The sequence below is a fragment of the Flavobacterium sp. KY-23415 genome (assembly GCF_055384985.1).
Genome location: NZ_AP044001.1, coordinates 3,165,531 through 3,179,815, shown reverse-complemented (window position 1 = coordinate 3,179,815; position 14,285 = coordinate 3,165,531). Strand labels below are relative to the sequence as shown.

Here is a 14,285-nt window from a genome sequence, read left to right as displayed (position 1 = left end):
AATTAAAATGAGGAAATTATCTGTAATAATGCCCGTTTACAATGGTGAACTATATATTGAAGAGGCTATAAATAGTTTACTTAATCAAACTTTTACTGATTTTGATTTAATCATTTTGAATGACAATTCTTCTGATGCTACTGTTTCAATTATAGAAAAAATAAAAGCAAAAGATAACCGAATTATTTTAATTAATAAAACAAAGAACGAAGGCCCTGCAAACTTGAGAAATGAAGGAATTGAAATGGCAAAAACAGAATATGTTGCCCTCCTAGATGCAGATGACATTGCCATGCCTACTCGCTTTGAAAAACAAATTAAAATTCTAGATGCAAACCCGAATATTGGACTATGTGGTACAGGATTTACAATTTTTGGAGACAAAAAAGAAAAAATCATTACTCATTCTGAAAAACATAATGATTTAAAAGTGCAATTTTTACATAGCTGTGGTGTAGGCAATTCCACTGTTATGTTTAGAAAGTCTATAATTGGTGATTTACGTTTTGAACATCAATATGTACCCGCTGAAGATTATGGATTATGGAGTGAATTAATTAATAAATGTGATTTTTATAATATCCCTGAGTCATTAGTTCGCTATCGTTGGCATCCTAATAATATTAGCCAGACAAAAGTTGAAAATCTTAAAATTGCTGCTATTCTAATTAAAAAAAGACAATTAGAACGTTTAGAAATAGATTCTAAAGATGAAAATAGTATTTTTTATGTTAATGCTGTATCCTTAAAGAGAAAACAAAGTGCTGAGGATATCATCAAAACCATTGAATCTTCTAAGGTTTTAAAACAAAAAAACGAAACATTAAAAGTGTACAATCAAAATATTTTCTGCAACCATATTGACAAAATGATCATTAGAACAATACGTAACGCTGAAGAATACAATCGTACTTTTTATAAATATATAAAAAATGATTCAGGTTACTATAATAAGATTGGTTTTCTTGACAAAATTGTACTTTATTTTAAAAGTCAATTCTAAATGATCTCCAAATTAAAGCATAAAAAAAGGTTGCCAAATATAGACAACCTTTTCATTTACTATGTAGAATTTTATAATTTATTATAAGTATTTAGAGCTTCTTTTAGAATTTCTACAGAACGAACTAATGCTTCTTTCTTCAATACATAAGCAATTCTTACCTCATCTAAACCTACGTTTGGTGAAGAATAAAATCCTGCTGCCGGTGCCACCATAACAGTTTCCCCATTCAAATCATAGGTTTCTAAAAGCCATTGAGCAAAATCATTAGCGTCTTTAATTGGCAATTTTGCAATACAATAAAAAGCTCCTTTTGGTGTAGCTACTTGAACTCCTTCAATCTTATTCAATTCAGCTATAAGAATATCTCTTCTTTCTTTATATTCTGTAATTACTTCATCAAAATAACTTTGTGGTGTGTCTAAGGCTGCTTCACTAGCGATTTGAGCATATGTTGGTGGGCTTAATCTTGCTTGTGCAAATTTCATTGCAGCTGCCATCACTTCCTTGTTTTTAGAAACAATACAACCAATTCTTGCTCCACACATACTAAAACGTTTAGACACAGAATCAATCATAATAGCATGATTTTCTAAACCAGAAACTGTCATTATTGAGTTATGTTTGTACCCATCATAGGTAAACTCTCTATACACTTCATCTGCAATTAAAAACAGATCATGCTTTTTAACTATTTGAGCTAATTGATTAATTTCCTCCTCAGAATACAAATATCCAGTTGGGTTTCCAGGATTACAAATCAAAATCGCTTTAGTTTTTGAAGTAATCAGTTTTTCAAAATCTTCAATTGGAGGCAAAGCAAACCCTGTTTCAATACTTGAAATCACAGGCACTACTTTAACACCAGAAGCAACTGCAAAACCATTATAGTTAGCATAAAAAGGTTCTGGAATAATTACCTCATCATCTGAATCCATTACACTACCTAAAGCAAAAAGTAATGCTTCAGAACCACCTGTAGTAATAATAATATCTTGTTTATCAATTGGAAGGTTTTGATTTTTATAATAACCAGACAATTTTTCTCTATAACTATCAAACCCAGCCGAGTGACTGTATTCTAGCACTTCAATATTTGCATTTTTTACTGCATCTAAAGCTACTTGAGGTGTTTTTATATCCGGTTGACCAATATTTAAATGGTAAACATTATGTCCTTTCTTTTTTGCAATTTCTGCATAAGGAACTAATTTTCTAATTGGTGATTCAGGCATTTGTAAGCCTTTTTGAGATATTCTTGGCATTGTTGTTTGTTTTTGAATTGCAAAATTGCACATTTTTTCTGAAATTTTTATACAGTTTTCTTTCTAAAATGGTAAAGTTTGTTACAGATATCAAATAATTTTCTTATTTTTAAGGTAAATACTACCTCGATGAATAGAAAAATACCTGCTATCCTTTCTTTTTTATTTGTGTGTACCTCAATTTTTAGTCAAGTTACGTGGCTATCTAAAAAGGACAAAATTGTTATTCCTTTTGAACTAACACATAATCTTATTATTATTGAAGCCGAAGTAAATAATGTAGAAATAAGCATGCTCCTAGATACTGGATCTGACAAAAATCTACTCTTTAGTTTTCCTGAAAATGATAGTATTTTATTTTATAATACTAGAAAAATAAAAGTAAACGGTCTTGGAAATGGTGAATCTTTAGAAGCTATTATTTCAAGCAATAACAAATTAAAAGTTAAAGATTATTTTGATGAAAATTTTGAAGTTCTTTTAATAACAGATCGAGAAATTAGTTTAATAAACAAACTAGGTGTTCCTATTAATGGAATAATTGGAGCATCATTTTTTAAAGACTATATAGTTGAAATAAACTATCAAAGGAAAAAAGTAATTCTACATAAAGATTATAATAAATCTATTGCAAAAAAAATAAAAAAACACACTGAAAAAAAAGTTGAGATTATTGATAGCAAACCCTATCTAAAAATGGTTACAGATATTAATGATTCAAAAAAAATGAATATAAAGCTTTTAATGGATACCGGTTTGGGAGATGGTTTGTGGCTTTTTGAAAATGATAGCATTAAATGTAGTCAACATTTTTTTAGAGATCTTTTAGGTAAAGGTTTAGGTGGTGATATTAGAGGAAAAAAATCTAGGGTAAAAAAATTAGAATTAAACAACTTCATCCTTGAAGAGGCTTTAGTTTCTTATCCTGACACTATATCATTTAACCAATTAGATCTTGTTGAAGGAAGAAATGGTTCATTAGGAGGCGAAATAATCAAGCGTTTTAATTGGATTTTGGATTATAAAAAACAAAACTTTTATTTTAAAAAAAACAAACTTTATGATGAACCTTTTCATTACAACATGTCAGGAATTGAAGTACAACATGCTGGTACAACATTAGTAACCGAAAAATTAACTTTTAATACATTTACTAATACAAATTCAAAGACGTTTGTTTATGACAAGGAACACGATTTTAATTATAAATTTTCTCTGAAACCCGTTTTTGAAATATATGCTGTAAGAGAAAACTCTCCTGCACAACTAGCTGGATTAAAAAAGGGTGATATGATTCTTTCAATTAACGGCAAAAAAGCATATAATTATACCATACAGAAAATAACAAATTTATTTCAATCGGAAGAAGGAAAAATTATCAAAATGAGTGTTGAAAGAAACAATACTGTGATAGAAGTAAAATTTCAATTAGAAAAGATATTATAATCCTTATATTCTCTACCAACTGTATAAACTTTATTTCGAAAGTCTGTGTAATGTAAACACCATTGCTGTTAACAACACAAAAGCTACTAATTGATGTGCCAATCCAAGCCACAAAGGGACATGAAATAAAATTGTAAAAACACCTAACACAAATTGAACAAAAACAATTAAAATCAAACTTTTAATCCCTTTTGTTTGAAGGCTATTTAAAGTGTGCTTTTTACTCTTAAAGTACAACAAAACCATCATAAAAACAACTACATAAGCAAAAGTTCTGTGAATAAACTGAACACCACTTTTACCTTCTGTAAACGATTTTAAAAGTGTTGACTGTTCAATGGTTATACTTTCATGAAAAAACTGACCATCGCTCATTAATGGCCAATGATTATGTACTAATCCAGCATTTAGTCCCGCAACAAAACCACCATAAATAATTTGAATAATCAATACTATAAGAGCAAATTGAGCTATTCGCTGTAAAGATTTTACTGCTGGTTTTCTTTCTGGATAAATAATATCTAAAGCGACCCAAAGTGTATATGCAAAAGTGATAAAAGCAAAAGTTAAATGCAATGCTAAACGAAAATGGCTCACATCTGGATTATCTATCAATCCACTTTTAACCATATACCAACCCAAAAAGCCCTGAAAACCACCCATTAAAAGTAAAACACAACATTTTTTTATAGTATTACTACTTAATTTCTTTTTTATTAAAAAATAAACAAAAGGAATAATGAAAACGATTCCAATTATTCTTCCTATAAAACGGTGAAACCATTCCCAAAAATAAATAAATTTATAATCTGAAAGAGTAAAATCGTTATGAATATTAATTTTTTGATATTCTGGAAACTTCTTATATTCCTCAAATGCATCTACCCATTTTTCTTCACTTAAAGGCGGAAAAGTATCTGTAACCAAATGCCAATCGGTCATTGATAATCCAGAATTTGTTAGACGAGTAATACCACCAACCATAACCATAACGAAAAGTAAAACACAGCCCGATAAAAGCCAATATACTACTGATTTGTTGTTCTTCATTTTGATTTCTTTTTCAAATTGCAAAAATAAGTTTTGTAAAACGGAATGATCAATAACAATAGTTAAACTTTTTGTAATCCCATTTTTTCAGCTCTGTTTAAAACAAACTTTAATGCTGCTTCATATTCGTTTGGAATTTCACCTTCTAAGATTGCTTCTTTAACAGCTTCCTTAAGTGTTCCAATCTCTCTACAAGGTTTTAATCCAAATAACTCCATAATCTCTTCTCCTGAAATTGGTGGCTGAAAATTACGGACATGATCACGCTCTTCAACTTCTACAATTTTTTGACGAACTATTTTAAAATTATGATGATATTTATTGAATTTTTTAGGATTTTTGGTAGTAATATCTGCTTCACAAAGCGTCATTAAATTTTCTACATCTTCTCCAGCATCAAATACAAGACGACGAACTGCAGAATCTGTAACAATATCTTGAGCCAAAACAATTGGTCGTGAACTCATGGCAACCATTTTTTGAACAAATTTCATTTTTTGGTTTAATGGCATGTGCAAACGTTCGAATATTTTTTTTACCATTTTTCCTCCTAGAAATTCATGTCCGTGGAAAGTCCAGCCTTGTTTTTTATTGAATTTTTTTGTTGGTGCTTTTCCAATATCATGCAAAAGTGCAGCCCAACGCAACCAAACGTCATCTGTATTTGGACAAATATTATCAACAACTTCTAATGAATGATAAAAATTATTTTTATGTGTATGTCCTTCAATTTCTTCTACTTGATTTAATGCTGTTAACTCTGGTAAAATAATATCTAAAAGTCCAGTTTCATATAGCAACAAAAAACCAATAGAAGGTTTTTCAGACAAAAGAATTTTATTTAATTCATCAACAATACGTTCACCTGAAATTATTTTAATTCGATCTTTATTTCTAACTATAGCTTGAAGTGATTTTATTTCAATTTCAAAATGCAATTGACTCGCAAAACGAATTGCTCTTAGCATTCGCAATGGATCATCAGAATAGGTAATATCTGAATCTAAAGGCGTACGAATTATCTTGTTTTTCAAATCTTCAACCCCATTAAAAGGATCTACTAAGTCTCCAAAATTAAATTCATTCAAAGAAAATGCTAATGCGTTAATTGTAAAGTCACGACGATCTTGATCGTCTTTCAATGTCCCATTTTCAACAATTGGATTACGACTATCTCTTGTGTAGGACTCTTTTCTTGCACCAACAAACTCAATATCCATGTCGTTATAGCGCAACATCGCTGTGCCATAGTTTTTAAAAACTTGCACTTTTGGCTGATTTGGAATTAATCTAGCAACTTTTTCTGCCAACTCGATACCACTACCTACAGCAACAATATCAATATCTTTTTTATGATTTCTATCTAATAATATATCTCTAACAAAACCACCAATAACATAACATTCTAAGTTTAATTCTTTGGCTGCTTGAGAAACAATTTCAAATATTTTATGTTCTAAATGTATTTTATAATTCATATTTTTTGTTTAAGGTTTAAAGTTTTAAGCTTAAAGTTTTTAAAAAAAACAATAACCATAAACAATAAACTTAGGAACAATTTTACTTTCTAATTATCTTAACCTGACTATCTAATCCTAATTTTATAATACTAGAAGGGTTTTTACAAATTTTTTCACGATGTAAATTTACTACATAGTCAACACCTTTTAAAATTTCTGGACTTATTTCTTTAAAAGTTTTAGGAGTAAACATTCCAGAAATATTGGCAGAAGTAGAAACTAAAGGTTTTTTCATGCGCTCCATTAATTTATAACAAAATGGTTCATTCACTATCCTAACCGCCAAAGAGTTGTCTTCTGCAATGATATTTTTAGCAACATTTTTTGGTTTATCTAAAATTAAGGTAGTGGGTTTTTCGGCAAAATCAAGAATTTGCCAAGCTACTTCAGGAATTTCATTAAATACCTGATGCATCATTCTTTCTCCGTTAACCAAAACAATCATACTTTTACTTTCTTCTCTTTGTTTTAAAGCATAAATCTTCTTAATCGCTTCTTCATTCGTAGCATCACAACCAATACCCCAAACGGTATCGGTAGGATAAAGAATGATACCTCCATTCGCTATAACTTCAAAAGCATTATGAATTTCTTTGTTTACATCCATCATTTCTAAATTATTTGACAAAGATATTATAATAATAAAAAGAAAATAAAATTAGACTTCATATATTTGCAGTTAGAAAAAATAAGACATGCTGAACAATAAATCAATTTTAATTACAGGGGGAACTGGTTCTTTAGGAAAAGAATTAACTAAAATTATTTTAGAAAAATGGCCAAATGTGAAAAGATTAGTCATCTATTCAAGAGATGAACAAAAGCAATTTCAAATGGCTCAAGAATTTCCCGAATCCAAATATCCTGCAATCCGTTATTTTATTGGTGATGTTAGAGATTTAGAAAGATTAAAAAGAGCCTTCACAGATATTGACTATGTTATTCATGCAGCAGCTATGAAACATGTTCATATTGCAGAATATAACCCAGATGAATGTGTGAAAACCAATATTGGTGGTGCAGAAAATGTAATAAAAGCTTGTTTATCTTCAAATGTATCTAGAGTTGTAGCACTTTCTACAGATAAGGCATGTGCACCTATTAATTTATATGGTGCTACAAAATTAACATCAGATAAATTGTTTATTGCTGCAAATAATATTAGAGGGAAACAAGATATTAAGTTTTCAGTAGTTCGTTATGGAAATGTAATGGGGTCTAATGGTTCGGTAATTCCTTTTTTTATGAATAAAAAGTCTGATGGAGTGTTACCAATAACAGATCCAAATATGACACGTTTTAACATTTCACTTAAAGGTGGAGTAGATATGGTATTACATGCTTTAGACGAGGCTTGGGGAGGTGAATTATATGTACCAAAAATACCATCCTATAAAATTACAGATGTAGCAGAAGCAATTGGTCCAAACTGTAAGCAAGAAATTGTGGGAATTCGTCCAGGTGAAAAAATTCATGAAGAAATGATTACCTCATCAGATTCTTTTACCACTTATGATTTGGGTAAATATTATGTAATTCTACCACAAGTAACCAACTGGAATATAGAAGAATACATTAAAGCTTTTAATGCCAAAAAAGTACCTGTAGGATTCAGTTACAATTCTGGAGATAATGAAGAATGGGAAACTGTTGATACTTTGAGAAGTTTAATAAAAGAACATTTGTACCCTGATTTTGAAGCTTAATTAAATGATACCATACGGAAAACAAAATATAACAGAAGACGATATTTTAGCGGTAACAAACGCCCTTAAAGGTGATTTTCTTACTCAAGGACCAACAATTTTAGAGTTTGAACAAAAATTTTCTAAATATATTGGTTGTAAATATAGTGTAGCTGTTGCAAACGGTACTGCTGCTTTGCATTTGTGCGCTTTAGCACTAGATGTAAATGAAAATTCAAAAGTAATTACAACCCCCATTACATTTGCAGCTTCTGCAAATTGTATTAAATATTGTGGTGGTGAAGTTGTTTTTTCAGATATAGATAAAGAAACCTATTTGATTGATATTCCAAAAATTAAACAATTATTGGAAAGTCAACCAAAAGGTACATTTTCCGGAATTGTTCCTGTCGATTTTACAGGAAGAGCGGTAAACCTTGAAGAGCTTAGAAAAATCGCCGATGAATATAATCTTTGGATTATTGAAGACTCTTGTCATTCTCCAGGAGGTTATTTTATCGATAGTAAAGGTGTTCAGCAAAATTGTGGAAATGGTAATTTTGCCGATTTAGCTATTTTTTCTTTTCATCCTGTAAAGCACATTGCTACAGGAGAAGGAGGAATGATAACGACAAACAATGAAGAGTTATATAAAAAGTTATTAATGCTTCGTACGCATGGTATTACAAGAGAACCTAATGTATTCGAGAATTCTTTAGAACTAGCTAATGGAACTGCTAATCACAATAAAAATTATCCTGGTTGGTACATGGAAATGCAAACTTTAGGATATAATTATCGTTTTACCGATTTTCAAGCAGCTTTAGGAATCAGTCAATTAGATAAGGCGGAAATTGGCATTGAAAAAAGAAGAAGTATTGCTAAAAAATATAATGACTCCTTTCAAAATTCATCCTTTATTAAAGGACAGTCTGGTGTAATTGAAGGACATGCTTATCATCTTTATATTATTGAAGTGGAAAATAGATTAGGATTGTATAATCATTTACGTGAAAACAAAATTTTCGCCCAAATTCATTATATTCCATGTCATTTAATGCCTTTTTATAAAGCACAAGGTAATAAAGAAGGAGATCAACCCATTGCGGAAAACTATTATAAAAATTGTATTAGTTTACCAATGTATCCAACTTTAACAGAAGCAGAACAAGATTTTGTAATAGCAACCATTCTTAATTTTTATAAATAATTTGAAACTTGCCTTAGGAACCGTACAATTTGGCTTACAATATGGAATTTCTAATACAAAAGGAATTCCTTCAAATTTAGATTTGGCTCAAATATTTGAAACCGCTTTAAAAAACGATATATACACTTTCGATACTGCAATTGCTTATGGTAATGCAGAAGAACGAATTGGTAGTTTTTTACCTAATGAAGCTCAAATTATTTCTAAATTCCCAAAATATAGTTCAAATTCAGAATTAAAAGAAAATATAGAACGTTCCATCATAAGATTAAAACAAGATCGTTTATATGGTTTTATGGCGCATAATGGTGATTTCCTAATTGAAAATCCGAAATTATGGGATGTTTTAGTAGATTTAAAAACAAAGAGTAAAATCCAGAAAATAGGTTATTCTTTATATACTCCAGAGCAATTGGAAAAATTATTGCAATTGGATTTAACTCCAGATATTATTCAAATTCCTTTTAGTCTATTAGATCAAAAGTTTACTCCATATTTTGAGGAGTTAAAAAATAAAAATGTAGAAATACATTGTCGTTCTGTCTTTTTGCAAGGATTATATTTTTTAAATACAGAATCGTTACCCGAAAAATTAATACCTTTAAAAACAGAATTAAATCAGTTAAAAGAAATTGCAAATCAGTATAAAATAAGTATAGCCGATTTAGCGTTGAACTTTGCCTGTTTGAATAAAAATATAGACAAAGTAGTAATAGGTGTTGAAAATGAAAAACAATTAACAGACAATATTAATGCTGTTAATCATTGGAATCTAGATAATTCCATTTTTGAAGCAATAAATACTATTAAGGTTACACATAAAGAATTATTAAATCCTGCAAATTGGTAAAAATAGTTGGCATAACACAAGCAAGAATAGGTTCATCAAGATTACCTAAAAAAGTGTTACTTAAAATTAAAGACAAAACACTTCTAGAGTATCATTTAGAGCGTATTAAGCAATCTAAAATTGTTAATGACTGGATAGTTGCTACAACAAATGAAGCAGAATCTGATGCTATTTGTGATATTGCAACACATCTTAATTTAAAATCTTATAAAGGAAATCTAAACGATGTTTTAGATCGTTTTTATAAAGCTGTAAAAGATGAAAACGCAGATTATGTAGTACGAGTAACTTCCGATTGTCCTTTGATCGATGCTGAATTAATTGATGAAACGGTTCAGTTTTGTATTTCCAATAAATTAGATTATTTTTCTAATGTTTTTGAAGACAAATATCCAGACGGATTAGATGTAGAAGTTTTCTCTTATAAAATGCTTGAAGAAGCTTGGGAAAATGCAGTTTTAAAAGCAGATAGAGAGCATGTTACACCATACATAAGAAGAAAAATAGATTTATCACAGTATGCAAACGATTCCATTGATGCAAAATATTCAAAAATTAGAATTACAGTTGATGAAGTTTTAGATTTCAATGTGATTGAGCATTTAATAGATACTTTAGGGACAAATCAATCATGGAAAATATATGCAGATTATATTTTAGACAATCCAAAAATAAAAGAAATAAACGGTTCTATAATTAGAAATCAAGGTTATATGAAAAGTAAATTTGAAGAAATTAAATTACGCAACATCACCAATTTTGTTGCTTCAGACGAATATAGAAATTCAATTCACCAATTAATTCCTGGTGGTTGTCATACCTACTCAAAAGGGGATGATCAATTCCCAATTCTTTCTCCAGCCGCTATCGTAAAAGGAAAAGGAGCTTACGTTTGGGATGTAGATGGTAATCAGTTTTTAGATTGTTCTATGGGATTAACAAGTGTGAGTTTAGGTCACGCATATGATCCTGTTGTAGAAGCTGTAAAAAGTGAATTAGATAATGGTGTCAATTTTCAAAGACCTTCTCATTTAGAAAAAGAAATTGCAGAAAAATTCTTAGATTTAGTTCCTGGTCACGATATGATTAAGTTTTCTAAAAACGGGTCTATCGTAACAACTGCTGCGGTTAAATTAGCAAGAGCATATACAGGAAAAAAACTAGTCGCTTTTCCAGGAGATCATCCTTTTTATAGCTATGACGATTGGTTTATTGGTAAAACGGCTTGTAATAAAGGAGTTCCAGATGAAATTTCAGAATTATCAGTAACTTTTAAAGGTTGTAGTATTCAATCATTAAAAGAGCTATTTGAAAAATATCCAGACCAAATTGCTTGTGTAATTACTGAACCAGAAAAGAATCAATGTGCGAATTGTACTTGTGAGAATACTAATGAAGAGTTCTTAAAACAAGCTATTGAACTGTGTCATGCCAATGGAGCTTTATTTATTGCTGATGAAATGGTAACAGGATTCAAAACTGAATTTCCTGGAACAATAACAAAATATGGTATTACACCAGATATGGCAACATGGGGAAAAGGAATTGCCAACGGATTTTCATTTTGTGCCTTAACGGGTAAAAAAGAAATCATGGAATTAGGTGGAATTACACGTGAAGGTGAAGAAAAAGTATTTTTAATCTCAACTACTCATGGTGGAGAAACGCACGGACTCTCTGCTGCAATTGCTACAATTGATGTGTTTAAAAACAATAATGTAATCGAACACAATCACGCTTTAGGTAAAAAATTAATTGATTTATGTAGCCAATTAATTCAGGAAAATAACCTTACAGATTATATCAATATTATGCCTTCTGTATGGATGCCTGTTTTCGTATTCAAAGATCAAAACAAACAAGCTTGCCAAGGTTTTAGAACATTGTTCTTACAAGAAATGATTCGTCGTGGTATATTATTCCAAGGTGTTTTTGTACCTTGTTTTTCTCATACAGAAGAAGATATTTATTATTTTGCAAAAGCATTTAGCGAAAGTATTAAAGTATATCAACAAGCTTTAAAAGAAGGATACGAAGGTTTATTAAAAGGAAGTCCAGCAAAAGCTGTTTTCAGAAAGTTATTGTAAAATGAGAAATTATAAATGTCTAACAAATAATATTTTTAAATCGGATGATTTTCATATCGAACCCATTCGTGATGAAGATAAATATGCTATTTTAGACATTCGTAATAGTCAATTATATCATTTAAGACAATCTGAACCTTTAACCAAAGAGAAACAAGAGTTTTATTTTTCTACTGTTATTTCAGCTTTATTTGAAGTTGAAAAACCAAATCAATTATTGTTCTCATTTTTTGAAAACAATGAATTTATAGGCTATGGAGGTTTAGTACATATGAATTGGATTGATAAAAATGCAGAAATTTCATTTGTAATGAAAACCGAATTGGAGAGAGATCATTTTGCTAAATATTGGTCGAATTTCCTTAATTTACTTGAAAAAGTAGCGTTTGAAGCTTTAAATTTCCATAAAATTTTTACGTATGCATTTGATTTACGACCTCATTTATATGAAGCTTTAGAAAGTTGCGGATTTACAGAAGAAGCGCGATTAAAGGAACATTGTTTTTTTAATGGAAAACATTTAGATGTTGTGTATCATGCTAAAATGAATCGTAATATTAGCTTTCGAAAAGCGAATACAGATGATTTAATGTTGTATTTTAATTGGACAAACGATGCTTCTGTTAGAGAAAATTCTTATCAATCAGAAGCTATTTCATTAGAAAATCATAGCAATTGGTTTTTAGCTAAAATAAAAGACGATTCTTGTGCTATGTATGTATTTGAAAATCATTTGAAACAACCAATTGGTCAAGTTCGTATTCAAAAACAAAACGATGAAATTGCTATAATTGGAATTTCAAACGATAAAGATCATCGTGGAAAAGGATATGCGAGTGAAATGTTAGCAATCGCTTCAAAACAATTTATAGCAGAAAATCCAAGTTATACCATTAGCGCTTATATTAAAGTAGAAAATAGAGCGTCTGAAAAAGCCTTTCAAAAAGCAGGTTATCAATTAGATGTTGTTTTGGAATACCAAAATCATACTAGTTACCATTATATATTTAAAAAATGAAAATAGCAAATTTCGAAATACATAAAAATTCTCCAGTATTCATTATTGCAGAATTATCAGCCAATCATAACGGAAGTTTAGAAACTGCTTTGGAAACTGTAAAAGCAGCAAAAAGAGCAGGTGCCAACTGTATTAAATTACAAACCTACACAGCAGATACCATCACATTGGATTCTGAAAAACCAGATTTTGTGATAAAAGGAACCATTTGGGATGGAAGAAAATTACATGATTTATATAAAGAAGCCTATACCCCTTGGGAATGGCACGAGCAAATTTATAAAGCAGCTGAAGCAGAAGGTCTAATTTGTTTTTCATCTCCATTTGATAAAACAGCCGTTGACTATTTAGAAAACTTAAATACTCCAGCTTATAAAATTGCATCTTTCGAGATAACTGATATTCCTTTGATTGAATATGTAGCTTCAAAAATGAAACCTATTATTATTTCGACAGGAATAGCCGAATTAATTGATATTGAATTAGCGGTTGAGGCATGTAAACGTGTTGGAAACCACAATATTGCTTTATTGAAATGCACATCAAGTTATCCAGCACCTATTGAAGAAGCCAATATGTGTATGGTAAAGGATTTAGCAGAAAGATTTAACGTTATTTCTGGACTGTCTGATCATACTATGGGAGCAACTGTTCCAATTGTGGCAACTGCTTTAGGTGCCAAAATTATTGAAAAACATTTTATTCTGGATAGAAGTATTGGTGGACCAGATGCTTCTTTCTCAATGAATGAAGAAGAATTTACTGCAATGGTTAAAGCAGTTAGAGAAGCAGAAAAAGCTATAGGAAATGTTGATTATACTTTAACTGAAAAACAAGCTAAAGGAAAAGACTTTAGCCGTTCTTTATATATTGCAGAAAATATTACTGAAGGAGAAGTATTTACAGAAAGTAATTTACGCTCTGTAAGACCTGGTTTTGGTTTGCACCCTAAGTATTTTAATGAAATTATAGGGAAAAAGGCCAATCAAAAGTTAGAAAAAGGAACACCAATGTCTTTAGACTTTATACAATAAGAATAAATATTATATAAAAAATTCTAAGATTTTTTAAAAGACAGTAAGATTAGGCATAAAAAAACACACTCAAAATCATAATACCCGAGATCCTAAAACAGTATCTTTGCACAAATT

12 protein-coding genes are annotated in these 14,285 nt (G+C 29.9%); 8 read left to right on the top strand and 4 right to left on the bottom strand.

The window, feature by feature from the left end:
• Positions 1 to 7 precede the first annotated feature (7 nt).
• On the top strand, positions 8 to 1,003 hold the full coding sequence (locus tag ACZ49Z_RS13970; protein WP_464304924.1) for a glycosyltransferase family 2 protein: 996 nt from the start codon (positions 8 to 10) through the stop codon (positions 1,001 to 1,003).
• 71 nt (positions 1,004 to 1,074) lie between these two features.
• Here the strand turns inward: ACZ49Z_RS13970 and ACZ49Z_RS13965 are convergent, their stop codons facing one another.
• Positions 1,075 to 2,268, bottom strand: coding sequence for a pyridoxal phosphate-dependent aminotransferase (locus ACZ49Z_RS13965; protein WP_464304923.1), 1,194 nt, complete (start codon positions 2,266 to 2,268; stop codon positions 1,075 to 1,077).
• A gap of 129 nt (positions 2,269 to 2,397) precedes the next feature.
• On the opposite strand from ACZ49Z_RS13965, the gene ACZ49Z_RS13960 reads away from it, so the two are divergent.
• Entirely contained in the window at positions 2,398 to 3,714 is a 1,317-nt protein-coding gene (locus ACZ49Z_RS13960; protein WP_464304922.1) for a PDZ domain-containing protein, read from the top strand.
• 30 nt (positions 3,715 to 3,744) lie between these two features.
• On the opposite strand, the gene ACZ49Z_RS13955 is transcribed toward ACZ49Z_RS13960, so the two are convergent.
• From ACZ49Z_RS13955 to ACZ49Z_RS13945, 3 genes are all read right to left on the bottom strand, one after another.
• Positions 3,745 to 4,764 (bottom strand): COX15/CtaA family protein, encoded by a 1,020-nt coding sequence (locus ACZ49Z_RS13955; protein ID WP_464304921.1) that lies wholly within the window; start codon positions 4,762 to 4,764, stop codon positions 3,745 to 3,747.
• A gap of 62 nt (positions 4,765 to 4,826) precedes the next feature.
• Positions 4,827 to 6,242, bottom strand: coding sequence for a CCA tRNA nucleotidyltransferase (locus ACZ49Z_RS13950; RefSeq protein ID WP_464304920.1), 1,416 nt, complete (start codon positions 6,240 to 6,242; stop codon positions 4,827 to 4,829).
• Between the two features lie 82 nt (positions 6,243 to 6,324).
• Positions 6,325 to 6,891 carry an L-threonylcarbamoyladenylate synthase gene (locus tag ACZ49Z_RS13945; RefSeq protein ID WP_464308070.1) on the bottom strand — a complete coding sequence of 189 codons (567 nt, stop codon included), beginning with the start codon at positions 6,889 to 6,891 and terminating at the stop codon, positions 6,325 to 6,327.
• Between the two features lie 88 nt (positions 6,892 to 6,979).
• Between ACZ49Z_RS13945 and pseB the strand changes: the two genes are divergently transcribed.
• Genes pseB through pseI form a run of 6 tightly spaced genes read left to right on the top strand, consistent with a single transcriptional unit; the run spans position 6,980 to position 14,168 of the window.
• On the top strand, positions 6,980 to 7,990 hold the full coding sequence (gene pseB, locus ACZ49Z_RS13940) for a UDP-N-acetylglucosamine 4,6-dehydratase (inverting) (RefSeq protein WP_464304919.1): 1,011 nt from the start codon (positions 6,980 to 6,982) through the stop codon (positions 7,988 to 7,990).
• A gap of 4 nt (positions 7,991 to 7,994) precedes the next feature.
• The gene (pseC, locus tag ACZ49Z_RS13935) at positions 7,995 to 9,179 is read left to right on the top strand and encodes a UDP-4-amino-4,6-dideoxy-N-acetyl-beta-L-altrosamine transaminase (RefSeq protein ID WP_464304918.1); all 1,185 of its coding nucleotides are present in this window, start codon (positions 7,995 to 7,997) and stop codon (positions 9,177 to 9,179) included.
• 1 nt (position 9,180) lies between these two features.
• Positions 9,181 to 10,029: an aldo/keto reductase gene (locus tag ACZ49Z_RS13930; RefSeq protein WP_464304917.1), complete on the top strand. Its 849-nt coding sequence runs from the start codon at positions 9,181 to 9,183 to the stop codon at positions 10,027 to 10,029.
• On the top strand, positions 10,023 to 12,116 hold the full coding sequence (locus ACZ49Z_RS13925; protein ID WP_464304916.1) for a glutamate-1-semialdehyde 2,1-aminomutase: 2,094 nt from the start codon (positions 10,023 to 10,025) through the stop codon (positions 12,114 to 12,116). The genes ACZ49Z_RS13930 and ACZ49Z_RS13925 overlap by 7 nt, the downstream gene beginning before the upstream one ends.
• A gap of 1 nt (position 12,117) precedes the next feature.
• Positions 12,118 to 13,134 carry a GNAT family N-acetyltransferase gene (locus ACZ49Z_RS13920; RefSeq protein WP_464304915.1) on the top strand — a complete coding sequence of 339 codons (1,017 nt, stop codon included), beginning with the start codon at positions 12,118 to 12,120 and terminating at the stop codon, positions 13,132 to 13,134.
• On the top strand, positions 13,131 to 14,168 hold the full coding sequence (gene pseI, locus ACZ49Z_RS13915; RefSeq protein ID WP_462678943.1) for a pseudaminic acid synthase: 1,038 nt from the start codon (positions 13,131 to 13,133) through the stop codon (positions 14,166 to 14,168). Before ACZ49Z_RS13920 ends, pseI begins: the two co-directional genes overlap by 4 nt.
• Positions 14,169 to 14,285: the final 117 nt, after the last annotated feature.

Coding starts and splice junctions, on each gene's coding strand:
- ACZ49Z_RS13920 (WP_464304915.1), top strand. CDS start 12,118: ATGAGAAATTATAAATGTCTAACAAATAATATTTTTAAATCGGATGAT.
- pseC (WP_464304918.1), top strand. CDS start 7,995: ATGATACCATACGGAAAACAAAATATAACAGAAGACGATATTTTAGCG.
- ACZ49Z_RS13965 (WP_464304923.1), bottom strand. CDS start 2,268: ATGCCAAGAATATCTCAAAAAGGCTTACAAATGCCTGAATCACCAATT.
- ACZ49Z_RS13945 (WP_464308070.1), bottom strand. CDS start 6,891: ATGGATGTAAACAAAGAAATTCATAATGCTTTTGAAGTTATAGCGAAT.
- pseI (WP_462678943.1), top strand. CDS start 13,131: ATGAAAATAGCAAATTTCGAAATACATAAAAATTCTCCAGTATTCATT.
- ACZ49Z_RS13960 (WP_464304922.1), top strand. CDS start 2,398: ATGAATAGAAAAATACCTGCTATCCTTTCTTTTTTATTTGTGTGTACC.
- ACZ49Z_RS13950 (WP_464304920.1), bottom strand. CDS start 6,242: ATGAATTATAAAATACATTTAGAACATAAAATATTTGAAATTGTTTCT.
- ACZ49Z_RS13970 (WP_464304924.1), top strand. CDS start 8: ATGAGGAAATTATCTGTAATAATGCCCGTTTACAATGGTGAACTATAT.
- ACZ49Z_RS13955 (WP_464304921.1), bottom strand. CDS start 4,764: ATGAAGAACAACAAATCAGTAGTATATTGGCTTTTATCGGGCTGTGTT.
- pseB (WP_464304919.1), top strand. CDS start 6,980: ATGCTGAACAATAAATCAATTTTAATTACAGGGGGAACTGGTTCTTTA.